Annotated in this window: 15 protein-coding genes and 1 pseudogene; 9 read left to right on the top strand and 7 right to left on the bottom strand. The window is 74.0% G+C overall.

Features of this window, described 5'->3' with window-relative positions; all coding sequences use genetic code 11:
- Window positions 1-196: 196 nt before the first annotated feature.
- Together AB0H32_RS02235 and AB0H32_RS02230 are read left to right on the top strand one after the other, a co-directional pair.
- Complete coding sequence (locus AB0H32_RS02235; protein WP_361112830.1) at window positions 197-2350, top strand: flotillin family protein; 2154 nt, start codon at window positions 197-199, stop codon at window positions 2348-2350.
- Window positions 2351-2441: 91 nt separating this feature from the next.
- Window positions 2442-7292, top strand: a complete 4851-nt coding sequence (locus AB0H32_RS02230) for a DNA repair ATPase (RefSeq protein WP_361112827.1) — start codon at window positions 2442-2444, stop codon at window positions 7290-7292.
- 42 nt (window positions 7293-7334) lie between these two features.
- Here AB0H32_RS02230 and AB0H32_RS02225 read toward each other — a convergent pair whose 3' ends face one another.
- Together AB0H32_RS02225 and AB0H32_RS02220 are read right to left on the bottom strand one after the other, a co-directional pair.
- Window positions 7335-9356, bottom strand: coding sequence for a protein kinase (locus AB0H32_RS02225; protein WP_361112824.1), 2022 nt, complete (start codon window positions 9354-9356; stop codon window positions 7335-7337).
- A 262-nt stretch (window positions 9357-9618) separates the two neighbouring features.
- Window positions 9619-9954 carry a hypothetical protein gene (locus AB0H32_RS02220; protein ID WP_361112821.1) on the bottom strand — a complete coding sequence of 112 codons (336 nt, stop codon included), beginning with the start codon at window positions 9952-9954 and terminating at the stop codon, window positions 9619-9621.
- A gap of 227 nt (window positions 9955-10181) precedes the next feature.
- Between AB0H32_RS02220 and AB0H32_RS02215 the strand changes: the two genes are divergently transcribed.
- On the top strand, window positions 10182-10478 hold the full coding sequence (locus AB0H32_RS02215) for a hypothetical protein (protein WP_361112818.1): 297 nt from the start codon (window positions 10182-10184) through the stop codon (window positions 10476-10478).
- A gap of 26 nt (window positions 10479-10504) precedes the next feature.
- Here the strand turns inward: AB0H32_RS02215 and AB0H32_RS02210 are convergent, their stop codons facing one another.
- Complete coding sequence (locus AB0H32_RS02210) at window positions 10505-11617, bottom strand: HAMP domain-containing sensor histidine kinase (RefSeq protein WP_361112815.1); 1113 nt, start codon at window positions 11615-11617, stop codon at window positions 10505-10507.
- 1 nt (window position 11618) lies between these two features.
- Window positions 11619-12452, bottom strand: coding sequence for a response regulator transcription factor (locus tag AB0H32_RS02205; RefSeq protein WP_361113170.1), 834 nt, complete (start codon window positions 12450-12452; stop codon window positions 11619-11621).
- A 173-nt stretch (window positions 12453-12625) separates the two neighbouring features.
- Between AB0H32_RS02205 and AB0H32_RS02200 the strand changes: the two genes are divergently transcribed.
- The 3 genes from AB0H32_RS02200 to AB0H32_RS02190 all read left to right on the top strand — a co-directional run bounded on the left by AB0H32_RS02200 (window position 12626) and on the right by AB0H32_RS02190 (window position 15128).
- Window positions 12626-13360: a glycosyltransferase family 2 protein gene (locus AB0H32_RS02200; RefSeq protein WP_361112812.1), complete on the top strand. Its 735-nt coding sequence runs from the start codon at window positions 12626-12628 to the stop codon at window positions 13358-13360.
- Between the two features lie 356 nt (window positions 13361-13716).
- A complete protein-coding gene (locus AB0H32_RS02195) occupies window positions 13717-14328 on the top strand; it encodes a TIGR04282 family arsenosugar biosynthesis glycosyltransferase (RefSeq protein ID WP_361112809.1) in 612 nt (203 codons plus the stop codon).
- A complete protein-coding gene (locus tag AB0H32_RS02190; protein WP_361112806.1) occupies window positions 14325-15128 on the top strand; it encodes a methyltransferase domain-containing protein in 804 nt (267 codons plus the stop codon). Before AB0H32_RS02195 ends, AB0H32_RS02190 begins: the two co-directional genes overlap by 4 nt.
- Before the next feature lie 161 nt (window positions 15129-15289).
- Here the strand turns inward: AB0H32_RS02190 and AB0H32_RS02185 are convergent.
- Window positions 15290-15925: pseudogene (locus AB0H32_RS02185) on the bottom strand (hypothetical protein); the annotation flags it as partial.
- 188 nt (window positions 15926-16113) lie between these two features.
- Here AB0H32_RS02185 and AB0H32_RS02180 point away from each other — a divergent pair.
- The 3 genes from AB0H32_RS02180 (at window position 16114) to AB0H32_RS02170 (ending at window position 18388) form a co-directional block, all read left to right on the top strand.
- Entirely contained in the window at window positions 16114-17427 is a 1314-nt protein-coding gene (locus tag AB0H32_RS02180; protein ID WP_361113167.1) for a hypothetical protein, read from the top strand.
- Window positions 17428-17594: 167 nt separating this feature from the next.
- Complete coding sequence (locus AB0H32_RS02175) at window positions 17595-18059, top strand: hypothetical protein (RefSeq protein ID WP_361112803.1); 465 nt, start codon at window positions 17595-17597, stop codon at window positions 18057-18059.
- Window positions 18056-18388, top strand: a complete 333-nt coding sequence (locus tag AB0H32_RS02170) for a transcriptional regulator (protein WP_361112800.1) — start codon at window positions 18056-18058, stop codon at window positions 18386-18388. The genes AB0H32_RS02175 and AB0H32_RS02170 overlap by 4 nt, the downstream gene beginning before the upstream one ends.
- Before the next feature lie 14 nt (window positions 18389-18402).
- Here the strand turns inward: AB0H32_RS02170 and AB0H32_RS02165 are convergent, their stop codons facing one another.
- Both AB0H32_RS02165 and AB0H32_RS02160 read right to left on the bottom strand, forming a co-directional pair.
- Window positions 18403-19341, bottom strand: coding sequence for an MIP/aquaporin family protein (locus tag AB0H32_RS02165; RefSeq protein WP_361112797.1), 939 nt, complete (start codon window positions 19339-19341; stop codon window positions 18403-18405).
- A 107-nt stretch (window positions 19342-19448) separates the two neighbouring features.
- Window positions 19449-20114, bottom strand: a complete 666-nt coding sequence (locus AB0H32_RS02160; protein WP_361112794.1) for an SDR family NAD(P)-dependent oxidoreductase — start codon at window positions 20112-20114, stop codon at window positions 19449-19451.
- Window positions 20115-20156: the final 42 nt, after the last annotated feature.

The raw sequence follows: 20156 nt of genomic DNA, 5'->3' as shown, positions 1-20156 counted from the left end.
CTTTCTTAGCGTTCCTCCGGCATCGAGTACATAGTGAACGCTGCCGGAGACCGGCAATGCGCCGGGGTGGGCCCCTCGTGCACCATCGCGCAAGGGGAGCACTACGAAAGGTTCCGGTGCCGGGCGCCGGAAGGCGTCCCGGCGCCGGAACCGGGGCTCTTCCGACTTCATCGTCTGACGCACAAGGACGTATGCCATGGAAGCCCTCGGCGTGCTCGTCGCCGCCTGTCTCGTCGTCGTTCTGCTCGCGCTGCTCGCCTTCTCACGGCTGTACCGCAAGGTGGACCAGAGCCAGGCCCTGATCGTGTCGAAGACGCGGCGGGTCGACGTGTCGTTCACCGGGCAGGTCGTGCTTCCGATCCTGCACAAGGCCGAGGTCATGGACATCTCGGTGAAGACCATCGAGATCAGCCGCTCCGGCCGGGACGGGCTGATCTGCCGGGACAACATCCGCGCCGACATCCGGATCCTGTTCTTCGTGAAGGTCAACAAGACCGTCCCGGACGTCATCAAGGTCGCCCAGTCCGTCGGCACCGAGCGCGCCAGCCACCAGGACACGCTGCAGGAGCTGTTCCACGCCAAGTTCTCCGAGGCGCTGAAGACCGTCGGCAAGCAGATGGACTTCACCGACCTGTACACCAAGCGCGAGGAACTGCGGTACCACATCATCGAGTTGATCGGTGTCGACCTCAACGGCTACCACCTGGAGGACGCGGCGATCGACTACCTGGAGCAGACGCCGCTCAAGCAGCTGGACCCGGCCAACGTCCTCGACGCCCAGGGCATCCGGAAGATCACCGAACTGACCGCGATCGAGCACGTGCGCACCAACGAGGCACAGCGCAACGAGCAGAAGGAGATCACCCGGCAGGACGTCGACGCCCGCGAGGCCATCCTGGAGCTGGAGCGCCGGCAGGCCGACGCCGAGATCAAGCAGAGGCGGGAGATCGAGACCTCCCGGGCCCGCGAGGAGGCCGAGACCGCGCGGGTCGTCGAGGAGGAGCGACTGCGCGCGCAGGGCGCCTTCCTGCGCACCGAGGAGCAGCTCGGCGTCCAGCGCGAGAACCAGGCCCGTGAGATCGCCGTCGCCGCCAAGAACCGCGAGCGGGTCATCGCGGTGGAGAACGAGCGCGTCGAGAAGGACCGGATGCTGGAGGTCATCGCCCGGGAGCGGGAGACCCAGCTGACGAGGATCTCCGCCGAGAAGGAGGTCGAGGCGGAGAAGCGGGAGATCGCCGAGGTCGTCCGGGAGCGGGTCGCGGTGGACCGTACGGTCGCCGAGCAGGAGGAGTCCATCAAGAAGCTGCGCGCGGTCGAGCAGGCCGAGCGCGACCGGCAGGCCATCGTCATCGCCGCCGAGGCGGAGGCGCAGGAGAAGCTGGTCAAGGACATCAAGGCAGCCGAGGCCGCCGAGCAGGCCGCCACCCACCGCGCCGCCGAGGAACTCACCCTCGCCGAAGCCCGGTTGAAGACCGCCGACCTGAACGCCCGGGCCAAGCTGCGGCTCGCCGAGGGCATCCAGGCCGAGGCCGCCGCCGAGGGGCTCGCCGCCGTGCAGGTGCGCGACAAGGAGGCCGAGGTCACCGTGAAGGCCGGCCGTGCGGAGGCGGAGGCCACCGGGGCGCGGCTGAAGGCCGAGGCCGAGGGCACACAGGCCAAGGCGCTCGCGGAGGCCGAGGGTGCGCGGGCGAAGGGGCTCGCCGACGCCGAGGGTGCACGCGCTGCCGCGGAGGCCACCGAGGCGCGGCTGAAGGCCGAGGCCGAGGGTGCACGGGCGAAGGCGCTCGCGGAGGCCACCGGCATCGGGGAGAAGCTGAAGGCCGAGGCGGAAGGCCTGACCGAGAAGGCCGCCGCGATGGCCGCCCTGGACGAGGCGTCCCGGGGGCACGAGGAGTACCGGCTGCGGCTGCAGGCGGAGAAGGAGATCCGGCTGGCCGGCCTGGAGACGCAGCGGCAGGTCGCCGAGGCGCAGGCCACGGTCCTCGCCACAGGTCTGGAGAACGCCGACATCGACATCGTCGGCGGGGAGTCCGTCTTCTTCGACCGGCTGGTGTCGGCGGTCTCGCTCGGCAAGGGCGTGGACGGCTTCGTCGACAACTCCCGCACGGCGCAGGCGCTGGCGAAGCCCTGGCTGGACGGCTCGGGCAGCTTCACCGACGACCTGGGCCGGATCCTCGGCTCGCTCGGCACGGCCGACGTGCAGAACCTCACGGTGTCGGCGCTGCTGATGAAGCTGATGAACTCCGGTGGCCCGCAGGCCTCCCAGTTCCGGCAGCTCCTGGACCGGGCAGGTGAACTGGGCCTGGCGGACACCCCGGTCGCCGCGCTGAACGGCACCGCCCGGGCCTGACGGACGTGGCCGGGCCGCTGTACGGGGGTCGGCGGCCCGGCCACCCTCTGTTTCCCGCAGTACCGAACGCCCTTGAAGGGATGCACGCTCGATGGCAACCGCCCCGGAGACGGGCTCGTACGACTCCGTCGACGCCGGCACCTACGAGGTGCTGCGCGACCGGCTGGCCGCCCAGGCCGCCGATCTGGCCCGGCGGGCCGAGGCCCTCAACGCGCGCCGTGCCGAGGAGTTCGGCTCGGCCGGGCTCGCCCTGCGCGCCACCGCGCAGCTGCGCACCGACCACGCGTGCGTGCCCTGCGACATCGTCGCCGTCGGGGACGTGCTGCTGTTCGGCAGCACCGGCCGGACGGCCGACGGGACCGGGGCGGCGGTGGCCGACGTCCTCGCGCTCCACGACCGGGACCTGAACCGGCTGCCCGAGGACGCCGTGCCCGGGCTGCTCGACGACCCGGCGTTCGTACGGGAGTTCACGGCCCTGCACCGCTACTACCAGCAGACCCGGCTGCTGCGGCTGCGCCATGCCGACGGCCGGCTGCTCGCGGTGTTCCGCACCGGCGAGAAGGCCGACGACGTCCGCGCCCTGCGCTGGAGCCCGGCCGCGGGCGGGCGCACCCGGTTCCTGGACGCGCGCGGGGACCGCGACGACGTCTTCCCGCCGGCGTACGACTTCGACTGGACGGACACCACCCGCGAGGACCACGTCCTCGGCCGGGACCCGTATGTGGCGGTGCCGGGCGGGGCGGGCGTGTCGACCGTCGGCGGACGGCTCACGGTGCGCGGCCCCGAGGGCGAGGAGCTGTACGCCGAGCCGGTCGAGGAGCCGCTGCAGTCGCTCGCCGACGCCGCCGTCGCGCACGCGCGCGTGGGGGCGCTGGTCCTGCTGCGGGTGCGGCCGTACAAGGAGGACGCCGACCGGTTCCTGGTGTTCGACACGCTGACCCGTTCGGTGGTCCGGCTCGACGGCATCGGGCAGGCCTGCAGGCGGCTGCCCGAGGACCGGGGCATCGTCTTCCCGGGCGGGTACTGCCTGGTCTCGGGGGGACACAGGACGTACGAACTCGACGCCCGCGGGCTGGAGTTCGAGAGGGAGGTGCGCTCGCCCAACGGCGAGGACGTGCTCTACGCGTTCCGCTCGCGCGCCGGGGGCCGCACGCTCCTGCTGTCGTACAACACCCTGCGCAAGGAGGTCGCCACCCCGCTGTCCTGCCGGGGCTGGGCCCTGTTCGAGGACGGCACCCTGGCCGTGCTGCGCGCCGAGGGCGACGAGCCCGCGCATGCGCACCCGCTGCAGTGGTGGACCTCGCCGTACGTCTCCGACACGCACGCGGCCGCCCTGGGCGCCGGGACCGGCGCGCTGGCCCGGGCCGGCAACGCGGACCTCGTGCGCGGGCTCGCCGACTGCCTGTCCGTCGCCCGGCTCGTCACCGAGGGCATCGAGACGGGCGAGGGCTACCGGGCGCTGGCCACCGCCTGCGTACGCGCCGCCGACACGCACCACTGGCTGCGCGATGCCGAACTCGGCGCGCTGGCCGAGCCGTTGGACGCGGTGCGCGAGACCGCCGAGCAGGTGCTGGCCGAGTTCGAGACCGTGCGCGCCCTGTCCCGGCAGGCCGCCGAGGCCCTGGACGAGGCGGCGGAGCGGATCGCCACCGTGGTCCGCCGGCTGCGCGGCGAGGCCCCGCGGGACGCCGCCGCCTGGGTCCGGGGCCTGACCGAACTCCGTCACGCGCACGGCCATCTGCTGACGCTGAAGGAGTTGCGGTACGCGGACCTCGCCCGGGTGGACGAGCTGGCCGCGCAGGCGGAGACCGATCTCGCGTCGTTCGGGCGGCGCGCGGTTGCCTCCCTGGCCCGCGAGGACGCCTTCGCCGCCCACCACGCGGACGTCGAACACCTCGTGGAGCAGGCGGGCTCGGCCGAGACCGTCGCCGCGGCCGCGCCCGTCGCCGCCCGCCTCGACGACCTCGCCGACGGGCTGCGCACGGTCACCGAGGTCGTCACCGGCCTCGACATCGCCGACGCCACCGTGCGCACGGCCATCCTGGAGCGGATCGCCGAGGTGCTCGGCGGCGTCAACCGGGCCCGCGCCACCTTGGAGGCCCGCCGCCGCAGCCTCCTGGACCGCGAGGGCCGTGCCGAGTTCGCCGCCGAGACGGCCCTGCTGGCCCAGGCGGTCACCGCGGCGCTCGCCCAGTCCGGCACGCCCGAGGCCTGCGACGACCAGCTGGCCGCGGTGCTCGCCCGGGTGGAGGACCTGGACGCCCGGTTCGCCGAGTTCGACGACTTCCTCGCCGAACTCGACGGCCGGCGCACCGAGATCTACGAGGCCTTCGCCGCCCGCAAACAGTCCCTCGCCGACGCCCGCGCCCGCCGCGCCGAGCAGCTCGCCGCCTCCGCCGCCCGGGTGCTGGAGACGGTCGCCCGCCGCGCGGCCACGCTGGCCGACAGCGACGCGGTCACCACCTACTTCGCCTCCGACCCGATGGTCGCCAAGGTCCGCCGCACCGCCGGTGAACTGCGCGCCCTCGGCGACAGCGTGCGCGCCGAGGAACTCGACGGCCGTCTCAAGGCAGCCCGCCAGGAGGCCGACCGCGCCCTGCGCGACCGCGGCGACCTGTACGCCGACGACGGGCGCACCCTGCTGCTCGGCGGCCACCGCTTCGCCGTCAACACCCAGCCCCTGGACCTCACCCTGGTCCCACAGGGCGAGGGCCTCGCCTTCGCGGTCACCGGCACCGACTACCGCCTCCCGGTGACGGACCCCGGCTTCGCCGAGACCCGCCCGCTGTGGGAGCGCCATCTGCCCTCCGAGTCGTCCGGGGTCTACCGCGCCGAACACCTCGCCGCCCGCCTGCTGGCCGAGCACGGCCCCGCCGCCCTCGCGGCGGCCGACCTGCCCGCCCTGGTCCGGGAGGCGGCGCAGGCGTCGTACGACGAGGGCTATGAGCGCGGGGTCCACGATCACGACGCCACCGCGGTCCTCACCGCCCTGCTGCCCCTGTACGACGGCGCCGGCACCCTGCGCCACGAGCCCGCCGTGCGCGCCACCGCCCAGCTCTTCTGGGCCCACGGCACCACCGTCGAGGCACGGGAGACCTGGACGCGGCGGGCGGTGTCGCTGGCCCGCGCCAGGGAGACCTTCGGTCCGGTCGCGGGGATCGCCGAGCTGGTGGCGGAGCTGGCCGGGGCGATCGGGGCGTGGGAACCGGATGCCGAGGCCGCAGGTGCCGCCGGGTATCTCTTCGACGAGCTGACGGCCGGCGGGGCCTTCGTCCTGGGTGCGACCGCGCGCACGCTGCTGGAGAAGTTCCGGCAGACGGTGAGCGGGACGGAGTACGCCGGGGATCTGGAGGCGCTGCCCGGCCTGGCCGAGCGCCGGCAGGTCGCCGAGGCCTGGCTGTCGTCCTACGCCACCGCCTCCGGCGCCGGGACCGGACCCGGCGAACTGGCCGAGGCGGTCGCCGCCGAACTCTGCCCCGGCCTGCCCCGCTACGACGGCGACGCCCCGCTGACCGCGACCGCCGAGGGACTGCTCGGCGCCCATCCGCGGGTGACGGACGGCCGGCTGCCGCTGCGCCTGGACGAGTTCCTGGCCAGGACGGCGCGCTTCGCCGAGCGGGAGGTTCCCGCCTTCCGCGCCTACCAGCGCCGCCGTACGGCCCTGGTGGCGGCCGAACGCGACCGGCTGCGCCTGGACGACCACCGTCCCCGGGTGATGTCCGCCTTCGTCCGCAACCGGCTCGTCGACGAGGTGTACCTGCCGCTGGCCGGCGACAGCCTGGCCCGGCAGCTCGGCACCACCGGCGCGTCCAAGCGCACCGACACCGGCGGGCTGCTCCTGCTGGTCTCCCCGCCGGGCTACGGCAAGACGACGCTCATGGAGTACGTCGCCGACCGTCTGGGCCTGATGCTGGTCAAGGTCAGCGGCCCGGCGCTCGGCCACTCCGTCACCTCGCTGGATCCGGCCGACGCCCCGAACGCCACGGCCCGGCGCGAGGTCGAGAAGATCAACTTCGCGCTGGCGGCCGGCAACAACACGCTGCTCCACCTGGACGACATCCAGCACACCTCGCCGGAGCTGCTGCAGAAGTTCATCCCGCTGTGCGACGCCACCCGCCGGATCGACGGCGTGTGGGAGGGCGAGCCGCGCACCTACGACCTGCGCGGCAAGCGGTTCGCGGTCTGCATGACCGGAAACCCCTACACCGAGTCCGGCGACCGCTTCCGGGTCCCCGACATGCTCGCCAACCGGGCGGACGTGTGGAACCTCGGCGACGTCCTCACCGGCAAGGACGACGTCTTCGCGCTCAGCTTCGTCGAGAACGCGCTCACCGCCAACCCGGTCCTCGCCCCGCTCGCCGGACGCGACCGCGCAGACCTGGACCTGCTGGTCCGGCTCGCCGCCGCGGACCCCACGGCCCGCGCCGACCGCCTCACCCGTCCCGTCCCGCCCGCCGAACTGGACGGCGTCCTCGCGGTCCTGCGCCATCTGCTCGCCGTACGCGGGACGATCCTCAGGGTCAACGCGGCCTACATCGCCTCCGCCGCCCAGTCGGAGACCACCCGCACCGAGCCGCCGTTCCGCCTCCAGGGCTCCTACCGGGACATGAACCGCATGGCCCAGCGCCTGCGCCCGGTCATGAACGACGCCGAGCGCGAGGCCGTCGTCACCGACCACTACACGGCCGAGGCCCAGACCCTCACCACCGGCGCCGAGGCGAACCTGCTGAAGCTGGCCGAGCTGCGCGGCACCCTCGACGCCGAGCAGGCCGCCCGCTGGGCCGAGCTGAAGACGGCCCACGTCCGCGCCCGTGCCCAGGGCGGTCCCGGGGCCGACCCCCTGACCCGGGCGGTGGCCGCCCTCGGCCAGCTCGCCGACCGGGTGGCGGCGGTGGAGGCTGCCATCGACCGGGCCACCGGGGGGCGGCGCGAAGGGGACTGAAAGGCGTGTCGGGCAGGCCGCGAAGGGCTCGACCGCCGCGCGCTAGGCCGCGTTGCGCCACACCTTCACGTCCAGCGTGGCGTACGTCGTACCGGACGAGCCCCGGTACGTCACCAGCCCCACGTGACCCGTCCCGCTGATCACGCACATCTGCTGACCCACGGTCAGGTCCTTGACCCAGAGGTAGCTCTTGTAGCCGGTCGCCGCCTTGCACGCGTCCAGGCTCCCCTGCCGGCCCACCGGCAGCAGGGCGAGCGAACTGCCGGAGGTGGTGCCGGGGGCGAGGACCGCGCCCGAGGAGTAGACGGCGTAGGTCAGATCCTCGTCGGAGGTGCCGGTGTCCGCCTTGGACCGCACCGGGGTGTCCGCCAGGTACAGATCGTGGCTCTTGGTCATCCGGATCCCGGCGTACGTGACCGGGACGGGTGCCTTCGGAGCCGCGGGCTTGCTCGCCGCGGTGGTCGGCGAGGGCGCGGTCCGCGTGGGCGTCGGCGGCCCCGAAGGGCTGGGCGGCACGGCCGACTTGGTGGCCTTCGCCTTCTTCGACGTCTGTACGGCCGGGGAGCCGGGCGCGGACTTCGACGGCCCGGCGGAGGTGGCCGACTGCGAGGCGGCAGCGTCCTGGGCCCGCTCACCGCCCTTGTCCCCGTCGCCCGGGACGAACAGCAGGGTGACGGCCGCCCCGCAGGCGACGAGGACGACGGCGGCCGCGGACAGCAGCCAGGCCCGTCCCTTGCGGCCCTTGGCGCTCGCGGGCACCGGGGCGGTCGGTGCGCCGGCCGTGTCGTGCGGCTGCGGGCCGCCGGCCGGGGCGTACGCGCCCGGTGCGGCCCCTGGTCCCATGACGAAGGGTCCGGGCAGCGCGGCATGGGCCGGCGGGGTCGGGGAGTAGGCCGTCGGCGGCCCGAACCCGCCGGGACCGGCGGGCGGGAAAGCACCGGGAGCGCCGGGCGCTTGGGCAGTGCCGGGCGCGTAGGGAGCGTCGGGGGCATAGGGAGCACCGGGGGTGCCGGGGGCATGGGGGGCGCCGGGAGTGCCGGGCACGTGGGGAGCGCCGGGCGTGCTCGTTGCTCCGAAGGCACCGGGAGCACCGGGAGCACCGAAAGCGTCCGAAGGGTGCGTGGTCGGAGCCGTGCCCGCGGTCGCCGCTCCCGCCCGGGCCTGGTCGGCGCCCGCGGCGCGGGCCTCGATTCCCGCGGCCAGGTCGCCCGGCAGCCACGCCCCCGACGTGAACCGCGCCTCGTCACCGCGATACGCCTGGATCGCCTGGACGGAGCGGATGACCTCCTCGACGGTGGGCCGCTCGGCGGCGGGCTTGCGCAGACACCGTGCCACCAACTCATGTATCTCCGCCGGTACGCGGCCGAGATCGGGCTCCGCGTGCACCACCCGGTACAGCACCGCGTGCGGATCCCCGTCGCCGAACGCGGCGCCGCCCGTCGCCGCGAACACGGCGGTCTGCCCGAGCGCGAACACGTCGGCCGCGGGGGCGGCCTCCGCGCCGAGCACCTGCTCCGGCGCCATGTAGGCGACCGTGCCCAGGGCCGTACCGCTCTGCGTCAGGGACGTGGTGTCCGCCGCGCGCGCCACACCGAAGTCGATCACGCGCGGGCCGTCGGCGGCGAGCAGCACGTTCGACGGCTTGAGGTCCCGGTGCACGATGCCTTCGCGGTGCACCGCCTGCAGTGCCTCGGCGACACCGGCGACCAGCCGCAGCACGGTGTCGACGGGCAGCGGCCCGTGATCGCGTACCGCGTCGGAGAGGGAGGGCCCCGCCACATAGGCGGTCGCGCACCAGGGCACCGCCCCCTCGGTGTCGCTGTCCACGACCGGAGCCGTGTAGATCCCGTGGACCCGGCTCGCCGCGGCCACCTCGGCCCGGAACCGCTTGCGGAACTCGGTGCTTTCGGCCAGTTCGGCCCGTATCACCTTGACCGCGACGGCCCGTCCGCCGGGAGTGTGCGAGAGATAGACCCGCCCCATGCCGCCGGACCCGAGCCGGGCCGCCAGCCGGTAGTTGCCCACGGTCCGCGGATCGCCCTCGCCCAGCGGCTCGAAACTCACCGCATCGGTCCCACCGTTGCTCAACACGCCCCACCCCAGCCCGGGATCTGCTCCGTCGCGGCCCATTGCATCATGGGCCCCTCGGGCCCCGTCCCGACACCGCCTTGGACGTTCCGGCGGCGCCGGGAGCAGGCGGCAGCCGGCGCGGACGCGGCTGCCGCGGTGAGCAGGGCTTCGGACGGTGGAACAGGGCTCCGGGCGGCGGAGCAGGGCTTCGGGCGGCGGAGCAGGGCTCCGGGCGGCGGAGCGCCCGCGGATGCGTCTAGGGGGCGCCGAACTCCACCGAATGCGGAACCGAGGCCCCTCCGTAGGCACCGCTCTGTCCGGGGCCGAGACTGTCCTGCAGAACGGTGCAGTTCTCGTCCCGGTACAGGAAGGCGATCGCGTTGGTCCTGTTGTCCACGATGCCCGCACCGCCGCCCAGAAGCATGCATTCGTTGTTCGCCGGGTTGCTGATCGCGTCCCTGGCGCCCGTGTCCGCGCGGTTGAAGAACAGCGTGCCGGAGGCCGCCTGCGCGCTGGTGGCCGGGCCGGCGACCAGCACGGCCGCCGCCCCCGCGATCAGGCCGATCCTGGCGAGCCGCTTGAGTCGATACATCAGGGTGTGCCCCTTCCCTCCCAAGTGATCCTGTTCACGAGGGTCTGGGAACCTTTGATGTGATCGGAAGACTTCCCTGCCGAATGTCACCCGAATGGCCCCGGGCCGTTCCGGCGGGCATCGCAGAGGGGACGCGGGACTCCGCTCGGACCAACAGGGCGTGTCCCCCTCTGCACGACGTCCTTGAGATTGGTATTTATCCGTACGAACCAGTCGAAAGGACCACCATGTCACGACGGACCCGCACGTCGGCCCGCACCCTGATCGCAGCGCTGCTCACCGCACCGGTACTGGGCGTGGGCCTCCTCGCCCCGTCCGCCTCCGCGGACACGCCGCCGCCCGGCCAGAAGACCGACAACAACGTCCTCGGCAGAATCTGCGAGCACGCGAGGGCCGAGGACGAGGACGGCCCGACCCTGTCCTGCGAGAGGGACATCGCACCGATCGTCTCGCGCTTCCTCGGCCCCGGGATCTCCTGCGTGGACCAGTCCCCGACGGCCATCGTCTGCCGTCCGCGGCAGTAGCCGGTCACATCACGCCGAACGGCCCGTCACACCTCCGCCGCCGGCAGGGTCACCTCGAAGCGGCAGCCGCCCGGGATGTTGCTCACGCTCGCCCGGCCCCGGTGGGCCTCGACGATGCCCCGGACGATCGCCAGGCCGAGGCCCGCACCGGCCGGCGGTGTGCGTGCGTCCGTGCCGCGCCAGCCGGTGTCGAAGACACGGGGCAGGTCCTCGTCGGGGATGCCGCCGCAGCCGTCCGTCACCGACAGCACCACGCCCTCGGGCGCCCGCTCGGCGGCGATGGCGACCGTGCCGTCCGCGGGGGTCCGGCGGATGGCGTTGACCAGCAGATTCGCCAGCACCCGGCTCATCTCCTTGCCGTCGACCTCCACCGGCAACGGCTCCACCCCGTCCCCGACCAGCCGTACGCCGTGCTCGCGGGCGAGCGGGCCGACTCCCGCGAGGGCGTCGCCGACCAGGTCGTAGAGGGAGATCCGGGCCGGGCTGAGCGGGAGCGTCCCGGCGTGGATGCGGGAGAGTTCGAAGAGGTCGCCGACCATGTCGTTGAGGCGTTCCACCTCGGTGCGGATCTGCTTGAGGTAGCGGTCCGGGTCGGCAGCGACTCCGTCCTCCAGGGCCTCCGACATCGCGCGCAGCCCGGCGAGCGGGGTGCGCAGGTCGTGCGAGATCCAGGCGACCAGTTCGCGCCGGGAGGTTTCCAGGGCTCGCTCCCGCTCGCGCGAGGCGGCGAGTTTGGCACTGGTGGCCGCCAGCTCACGGCTGAGCGCGTCCAGTTCGGCCGTGGCGGGGACGGCGGGCGCGGCGAAGGCGCCTCCCTCGCCGAAGTGCCGTGCCGCATCCGCGAGTTCACGGCTGCGGGCGACCACCCAGCGGCCGAGCAGCAGCGCGGTGCCCAGGGAGACGACGGCGGCCATGGCGACGACCGTCGTGACGACCCTGAGGTCGTGCGAGGACAGGAGCATCGCCTCGGCCACGGCCAGGGTCCCGGTGAGCATCGCGACGACGCCGACGGCGGCCACCACGGCGATGGACGTGATGAGCGAGCGCCGGCGGATCAGGCGCAGCACGGCGGCTCCGGCGAGGCCGGTGGCGGCGGCGCCGAGGAAGGCGTAGAGGGCGATGAGGAGGGTGTCGCGCATGTCAGTCGCTCTCCGTCCCGTTCTCCCCGGCGTTCGCGCCCGCTCCGGGCCGCGCGTCCTCGCCGGCCTTCCCATTGCCCCCGGCCTTCGGGGCGTCTTCGGCCTTCGGTTCGTCTCCGGCCTTCGGGTCCTCTCCCGCCTTCGGGTCCTCTCCCGCCTTCGGGTCGTCTCCCGCCGGGTCGAAGCGGTAGCCGACCCCCCAGACCGTCCGGATGAGCCGGGGGCGGGCGGGGTCGTCCTCGATCTTGCCGCGCAGGCGGCGGACGTGGACGGTGACGGTCGACAGGTCACCGAAGTCCCAGCCCCACACCTCCCGCATCAGCTCCTCCCGGCCGAACGCCCGGCCCGGGTGCCGCAGGAAGAAGGCGAGCAGGTCGAACTCGCGGAGGGTGAGGGCGAGGCCGGTGCCGTTCTTGGCGGCGCGGCGGGCGGCCGGGTCGACCGTCAGACCGGCCGCACCGAGCGGGCCGCGCGGTACGGCGGGCCGGGCGCGGCGCAGCACCGACTCCACCCGCAGGACCAGTTCGCGCGGACTGAACGGCTTGGTGACGTAGTCGTCGGCGCCCACCTCCAGGCCGAGGATGCGGTCGTCCTCGTCGCCGCGCGCGGTGAGCATGACCACCGGCACCGGGCCGCTCTCGCGCAGCCGCCGGCACACCTCCAGGCCGTCCATTCCGGGCAGCATCAGGTCCAGCACCACCAGGTCGGGCCGGTGGGCGGCGGCCCGGACGAGAGCGGCCGGGCCGTCGGCGGCGCGATCCACCTCGTACCCGGCGCGGTCCAGGTAGCCCGTGACGACTTCGGCGACCGTCGGGTCGTCGTCGACGACGAGGATCCGGCCCCGGGGACCCGGCGGCTGCCCGGTGTCCGGTCCGGCGTGCGGGGATGCGTACGGCTGCTGCATGTCTCCACCCTGTCACCGCGTCGCCGCCAGGGCTCGGCCGAGGCTCCGACGTCCGCGTTTCGTAAGGAGCCGATGCCCGCTTTGCCCCGGTTCTGCTTCGTAGGGTGAACGCCGTGACGACCACCTCCCCACCCCCGTCCGACGTGGATGTCGTACTGCCCTGCCTGAACGAGGCCGAGGCCCTGCCCTGGGTTCTCGCCCACATCCCGGCAGGCTGGCGCGCCCTCGTCGTCGACAACGGGTCCACCGACGGCTCCGCCGAACTGGCCCGCGCCCTCGGCGCGACGGTCGTGCTCGAGGAGCGCCGCGGCTTCGGAGCCGCCTGCCACGCCGGGCTGCTGGCCGCCACCGCCGACGTGGTGTGCTTCTGCGACTGCGACGCCTCCCTCGACCCCGCGCAACTGGTCCCGTTCGTCCGCGAGATCCGGGACGGCGAGGCCGATCTGGTGCTGGGGCGGCGCCGCCCGCAGACCCGGGGGGCCTGGCCGGCCCACGCCCGGGCCGGCAACCTCGCGCTCGCCCGCCTCCTGCGCCGCCGCACGGGGCTGCGCCTGCACGACCTCGGCCCCCTGCGGGCCGGCCGCCGCGAACCCCTCCTCGACCTCGGCCTCACGGACCGGCGCAGCGGATACCCCCTGCAGATGGTGGTGCGCGCCGCCGACGCGGGCTGGCGCATCGCCGAGCACGACGTCCCGTACCTGCCCCGCACCGGCGCCTCGAAGGTCACCGGCACCTGGCGCGGAACCTGGCACGCGGTACGGGACATGAGCCGCGTCCTGAACGAGCCTGCTCCCGTGCGGGCCGCCGGGGGCCGATCGCGCAGTTCCCCGCGCCCCTAGGAGGTTGCAGTCCCAGCCCCCGCAATGGCGCCGCCACAGCCACCCGGCCACGGACGGCCCGAGGCCCACCACCGCCACCCAACTACGGGCCACCGAGGACCGACCGCACAGCTCCCCGCACCCCCAGGACATTGCCACCCCAGCCACTCCAACGGCTCTGCCGCGGACAGCCGGGGGCCGCCGTCCCCACTCAGCTGCGGGCAGTCGTGCCGCTGGGGCGGCACGGGTGGGCGCAGCGGCACCCCGTCGGCGCGGGCGAGGCGTCCCACCCGGCGGCGGCCCGCACCTCCGGTCACCGGTCGAGGGAGCCCGTACATGACCGACCCCCGAACGCACCGCACCCCAGAAAGGCACAGATGACCACACTTCTCGTCATCGCCAAGGAACCGAGGCCCGGGCGGGTCAAGACGCGGCTCACCCCGCCCTTCTCCCCCGAGCAGGCCGCCGCCCTCGCCGAGGCCTCGCTGGTCGACACCCTGCGGGCGGTGGCCGAAGCCCCGGCCGGCCGGCGGGTGCTCGTGCTCGACGGCCGGCCGGGCCCCTGGCTGCCGCCCGGCTTCGACGTCGTACCCCAGTGCGCGGGCGGCCTCGACGCCCGCCTCGCCGACGCCTTCGGCCACTGCTCGGGCCCCGCCCTGCTGATCGGCATGGACACCCCCCAGGTCACCCCGGACCTGCTGACCGTGGACTTCGCGGACTGCGACGCCTGGTTCGGCCCGGCCGAGGACGGCGGCTTCTGGGCGCTGGGCCTGGCCCGCCCGGAACCCGCACTGCTGCGGGGCGTGCCGATGTCCACGCCGGTGACCGGGGCCGTGCAGCGGGAGCGGCTGCTCGCCGCCGGGCTGCGGGTGCGGGACCTGCCCCTGCTGCGGGACGTGGACACCGCCGCCGACGCCCGCGCGGTGGCCGCCCTCGCCCCGCACGGCACCTTCGCCGCGCGGCTGGCCGACTGCACGGCCGCGCGATGAGCCGCCCGATGGGTGTCACCGTCGCCGCGCCCGCCGGGGCCGCCTCCGACCAGCCCGCCCTCGCCGCCTCCGACCAGCCCGCCTGGGCCGTCTCCGACCCGTATGCCGCCGCCCTGCGCACCGGCCGCGGCCCGCTGTTCCTGCGCCGTGCCGACGGCTGGCTGCTGCCACTGGAGGTGGAGCGCTGGTGCGCCGGCGCGGACGCCGTGGACCGGGCGGTGCTGGACCGCTGCGAGGGCGCGGTCCTGGACGTCGGCTGCGGCCCGGGCCGGCTGGTGGCGGAACTCGCCGCCCGGGGCCGTACCGTCCTCGGTGTCGACGTCAGCGAGGCCGCCGTCACCCGCACCGTCACCGTCGGCGGCCAGGCGCTGCGCCGCTCGGTCTTCGACCCACTGCCCGGCGAGGGCCGTTGGGGCACGGTCCTGCTCATGGACGGCAACGTCGGCATCGGCGGCGACCCCCGCGCGCTTCTGCACCGGATGGGGCAACTGCTGTGTGCGGGAGGCCTGTTGATCGCCGAGACCGCGCCACTGGACCTCGACGAACGCACCGAGGTGCAGGTCGTCGACGTCGCCGACGGACGGGCGAGGACGGGCGAGCCGTTCCCGTGGGCGCGCATCGGCACCCCGGCCCTGCTCCGGGTCGCGGACCGGGCCGGGTGGCGCCCGGCCGCTCAGTGGACGGCCGGCGAGCGCCGTTTCCTCGCCCTGCGCACCCCCATCACGAGCAGCAGCGCCGAGCCGCCGAAGAGCACGGCGGTGATCGGCAGCCAGCGGCCGAGGTACACGTCCGCGGACTGACCGGTGGCCATGCGGTGGCGCCGGTCCACCAGTCCGAGGACCGGACGAGCAACAGCAGTTGGAACGGGCTGCCGAGCGGTGGGCGGCGCAGCATCACAGGTCTCCGAAGGTCAGCCGGGCCGCCCCCTTGGTGTTGAGCACACCGGGCGCCGCGGGCACGATGATCCGCGCCGGGCGGCCGTGGTCGGGGCGGGGTCGGGGGAGGCGAGGTCGTCGTCCTCGTCCTCGCGCAGCCGTTGCCGTACGGCCCGCACCGCTTTCGGGGTCTTCGGTACGGCGTGGGCCACGAACGCGGCGAAGAAGATCCAGGCGCCGTAGAAGTGCAGCGGGCAGAAGGAGCCGGGGAAGACGTAGTCCAGCTGGACGTCGAGCACGCCGGTGATGAACTCGAACAGCCCGCCCCCGACGAGCAGCAGCAGCGAGATCCGCTCCAGCGCGTGCGTGAGGAGCGGGCCGGCGGCAGCGTGAACAGCTTCGGCACCACCGACCACAGCTTGGCCGGCAGCACCGGGATCAGGGTGACGCCGAGGGTGACGTGGGCGCCCTGGGTGAACCGGTACAGCCGCACCGGACCGGTCGGCCACGCGAAGAGGTAGAAGCCGGGGCCCCCTTGTCCGGGGTCATGTCGTTCACCCGGGACAGGCCGGGGTTGTGGGCCGCGTAGGACAGCAGGCCGGTCACGAACAGCACGGTGATGCCGGCCAGCGGGACGAGGCCGAGCACCGAGGTGAACCAGGTGCCGCGCAGGGGACGCGCCAGAAACCGGGGGAGGTGGGGACCCGGGGATGGTCTGGCATGCCCCGACCGTAAGCGGCGAAACACCCGGGAAAGCGGGCCCGACCCATGACGAAACGCTGACGTCCGGCCCGTCCGACGGCCCCCGCGGGGCCAAGCCGCCTAGCGTGCCGATGTGATCCGCTCCCGCCCCGACGCACCGCATGCCCCGTCCGCCGCGCCCCCCTCCGGCCCCGGCGAACGCCGCGCCCTGCGCGGCGACCTGTACGCCGCCGCGGCCGCCGCCCTGCTCGTGACGGTGGCCGTGCTGGTCGGCCGCCGCATCCAGTTCACCCGGCACACCCTGTTCGTGCACTGGCCCCCGGTGTTCGCCGAGTGGGACCCCCATGTGGGCCCCGGCACCCCGGCCGCCGTCCTCCTCGCGGCGGCCGCCGTGGCGTACGGGCCGCCGCTGGCCGCCCGGCTGCCCTGGCGCGCCCTGCTCCCGGTGTCCTGGGCTGCCTCGACGGCCTGGATCCTCTCGCTCGCCCTCGTCGACGGCTGGCACCGCGGCATCGCGGCCCGCCTCACCACCCGCGAGGAGTACCTCCGGGTGATCGGCCGCTTCCACGACATCCCGGCCACTCTGCGCGACTTCACCCACCACATCGTCAGTGGCACGCCCAGCCCCTGGCCGGCCCATGTCGCCGGTCACCCGCCCGGTGCCACGCTCACCTTCGTGCTCCTCGACCGGATCGGGCTGCGGGGCGGCGGCTGGGCCGGGATGTGGTGCATCACCGTCGGCGCGACGGCCTGCGTGGCGGTACTGGTCGCCGTGCGGGCCCTGGCGGACGAGGCGCTCGCCCGGCGCGCGGCCCCGTTCCTGGTCCTGGCTCCGGCTGCGGTCTGGCTGGGCACATCGGCGGACGCGTACTTCGCGGCGGTGGCCGCCTGGTCGGTGGCCCTGCTCGCCCTCGCGGTCACCCGCGGCTCCCTGCCCTGTGCGGCCGCCTCCGGTCTGCTCTTCGGCCTGACCTGCTATCTGTCCTACGGCCTCACGCTCGTCGCCCTGATCGGCGCGGCGGTGCTGTTCCTGGGCCGGGCCCGGGTGCGTGCGCGCCCGGTGCTCCTTGCGGCCCTGCTCGCCGGACTCGTGGTCGTACCCCTGGCGTTCACACTCGCGGGGTTCAACTGGTGGACGGCGTACCACCTGCTGGTGACCCGTTACTACCAGGGCGTCGGCGGCACCCGCCCCTACGGCTACTGGGTGTGGGCGAACCTGGCCTGTGCGGCCCTGATCACGGGCCTGGCGACGGCGGCCGGCCTGCACCGCACCGCCACCGCCCTCACGCACCGCGCCTCCCTCGCCCGCGCCCGCCTGGCCCTGCTCGTCGGCGCCGCGCTCCTGGCGCTGCTGATCGCCGACCTGTCCGGGATGAGCAAGGCGGAGACCGAGCGCATCTGGCTGCCGTTCGCGATGTGGCTGCTCCCGGCGTGCGCGTACCTGCCCCGTCCGCGGGCCTGGCTCACCGCCCAGGCGGCCCTCGCCCTGCTTCTCAACCACCTGCTGCTGACCGGCTGGTGAGGGCGCTGTCACAACCTGTGGACGGCTGCCCGGACCTGCCCTTCCGGCCGGCTCACCAAGATCGGGACAGCGCTCGGAAAGTACTTGCATTCTTGGAAAGTATTCTCCATGCTGACGGTATACGGGGAGGCACGACCCGCCGCCCCTTGCGCACAGGAGGCAGCAACGTGGACAGCACGGGGGAATCCATGGACGTACGACGGGCGCAGGACGCGCTCGACGCCGCATGCGCCGCACGGGCCGCGGCACGCGCGGCGAGCGACCGGCGGACCAGGCCCCGGGGGTGGGCCGTCGGCCAGGCCCTGACCTTCGCCGCCGCCTTCACGGCACTGGGCCTCGCCGACCGTCAGCAGCAGTGGGCGCCGTGGCTCGCCACCGGCGCACTGCTGAGTGCGATCGCCTTCCTCGCCCTGGTCTGGCTCGGCGCGCACCACGGCGGGGTGACGCGCTGGTTCGAACGGGGGCGCGACCTGGGCCGGTGGGCCTGGCGCACCTGGCTGTTCCCCCTCGCCACCGTCACCGTGAGCCTGCTGGCCGCGATCCCCTACGGCACGACGGGCTGGCTGGTGGCATTCGGCCTGGCCGGCGGCCTGGAGCACCTGCTGCGCGCGACCGGGACCGCGTCGGCATGACCTGCACACCCGAGCCCCCCGCCCTGGACCGCGAACTGCACCACCCCACCCGGCTGGCGCTGGCCGCCTATCTCTCCGCGTGCGGCGAGGCGGAGTTCGCCGTCCTGCGGGACTACTGCCAGGTGTCCGACTCGACGATGAGCAAGACACTCTCCGCCCTGGAGAAGACGGGCTACGTCAGCATCCGCAAGGGCTACTTCGGCAAGCGCCCGCGCACCTGGGCCGCCCTCACTCTCTCCGGCCGCCGGGCGGTCGCAGGCCACATGGCGGCCCTGGAGGAGATCGCGTCGGCGGCCCGCAGGGCGGGAGCGGAAACGGACAACCCCTAGCCCGTCGCCCCTTCTCACTCCTCCTCGACGGGGCGCGTACGGCCCGGCTCGGGCAGCTCGCCCATCTGCTGGCGCACGACCAGCACATCACCGATGAACAGGTCGTAGATCAGGACCCCGATCACGCCGCCGACCACCGGCCCGACGATCGGGATCCACCAGTAGCCGCTGAACGCACCGGCCACACTGCCCGGGAAGGCCAGACTGTCCCATCCCGCCAGCCAGGTGAACAGCCGCGGGCCGAAGTCACGGGCCGGGTTGATGGCGTACCCCGCGTTGGCGCCGTAGGACATGCCGATGGCGGCGACCGCGAAGCCCACCAGCAGCGGGCCGAGGTTGGCCTTGACGGCCTGGTTGCGCAGGTCGATGAGGGCGACGACGAACATGACCAGGAAGGCCGTGCCGACGATCTGGTCGATCAGCGGCCCCCAGACGCCGCCGTGGAAGTACGGGGCCGGGAACGTGGCGAAGATGGAGAACGTGGCGTTGGTGTGCCCGTTCACCTTCGGCCCCGCCACCGCCTGGTCGAAGGCGTTGATCGCATTGTGGTAGACGAGGTAGACCAGCGCCGCCCCGACGAACGCGCCCAGGACCTGCGAGACGATGTACGGCAGCACCTTGGCCCAGGCGAACCCGCGGCGCACGGCCATCGCCACCGTCACCGCCGGGTTGATGTGGGCGCCGCTGACGCCGCCGGCCACGTACACGCCGAAGACGACGGCCAGCGCCCAGCCCCACGTGATCAGCAGCCAGTCACCGGCCGCGAGGAAGATCGTCGTGGGGGTGGCCGCTCGGCCCGAGCCGGGCAGTGCCGCGACCGCCATCGCGACGACGCCGCAGCCGAAGGAGATGAGGACGAAGGTCCCGAGGAACTCCGCCATGCATTCGCCCAGAAGGCCGCCCCGGCTTCTGAACCGGGAGGGCTTGATGAGCGAAGGGATTTCGACAGCCATGGAGGCCCCCTTGAAGAGAGCAATGCGGCCAACGTCACCATATTCGCCCACAAACTCTCTTCACGCAGTGCGAACGATCTCCGGCCCGCCCCGTCGGCCGCCCGCCGTCAGATGTCCAGGTCGTCCGCGTAGTGCCGGAACCCGTGCCGGTCCTGGTGCATGCCCCACAGGGTGTCCGCGAGCGCGGAAGGGTCCTTGCGCACGTGCCCCGGCGTGATGGCCCCCGGAATCACCAGCTGCGCGACATGGATCCCCTCGGGGGCGAGCCGGTCGTGCAGCAGATGCCCGTACGCGCTCTCCGCAGCGAAGGCGATGGAGGTCCCGGCCCGATCCGGATGCGGTACGGCGGCCGACCCGCCGTTGACGAAGAGAATGGTCCCGCGCCCCAGCGCCCGCATGCCCGGCAGCACCTGCTGCACCGCCGCGACCGGCCCGTACACCGAGAACTCGATCGGCCCGAGCAGATCCCGGTGCCGGGTCTCCAGCACGGGCCGCATGAAGTCCCGGTGCGGAACCGGGCTGTACTGCAGCACCTCGACGGTCCCGAGCGCGGTGGCGGCGGCCTCCAGGGCGGCCGTCAGCTCCTCGGGCCGGCGCACGTCGGCGGGGAACCCGCGCGCGGTGACATGGCCGGCCGCGAGTTCGTCCACCAGGTCGTCCAGCCTCCGGCGGTCCCGCGCGAGGAGGGCGACGCCGAACCCCTCCCGCCCGAACCGGCGCGCGACGGCGGCCCCCAGCCCGGGCCCGGCACCCACGATGGCAATCGTGCTCATGGGGAAATCCTTGCCCCTGCCGCGGGACGCCACCACCTGCAC

The sequence above is a fragment of the Streptomyces sp. NPDC020362 genome, assembly GCF_040642095.1.
Lineage (GTDB): Bacteria > Actinomycetota > Actinomycetes > Streptomycetales > Streptomycetaceae > Streptomyces.
This window is presented reverse-complemented; position numbering and strand designations above follow the sequence as displayed.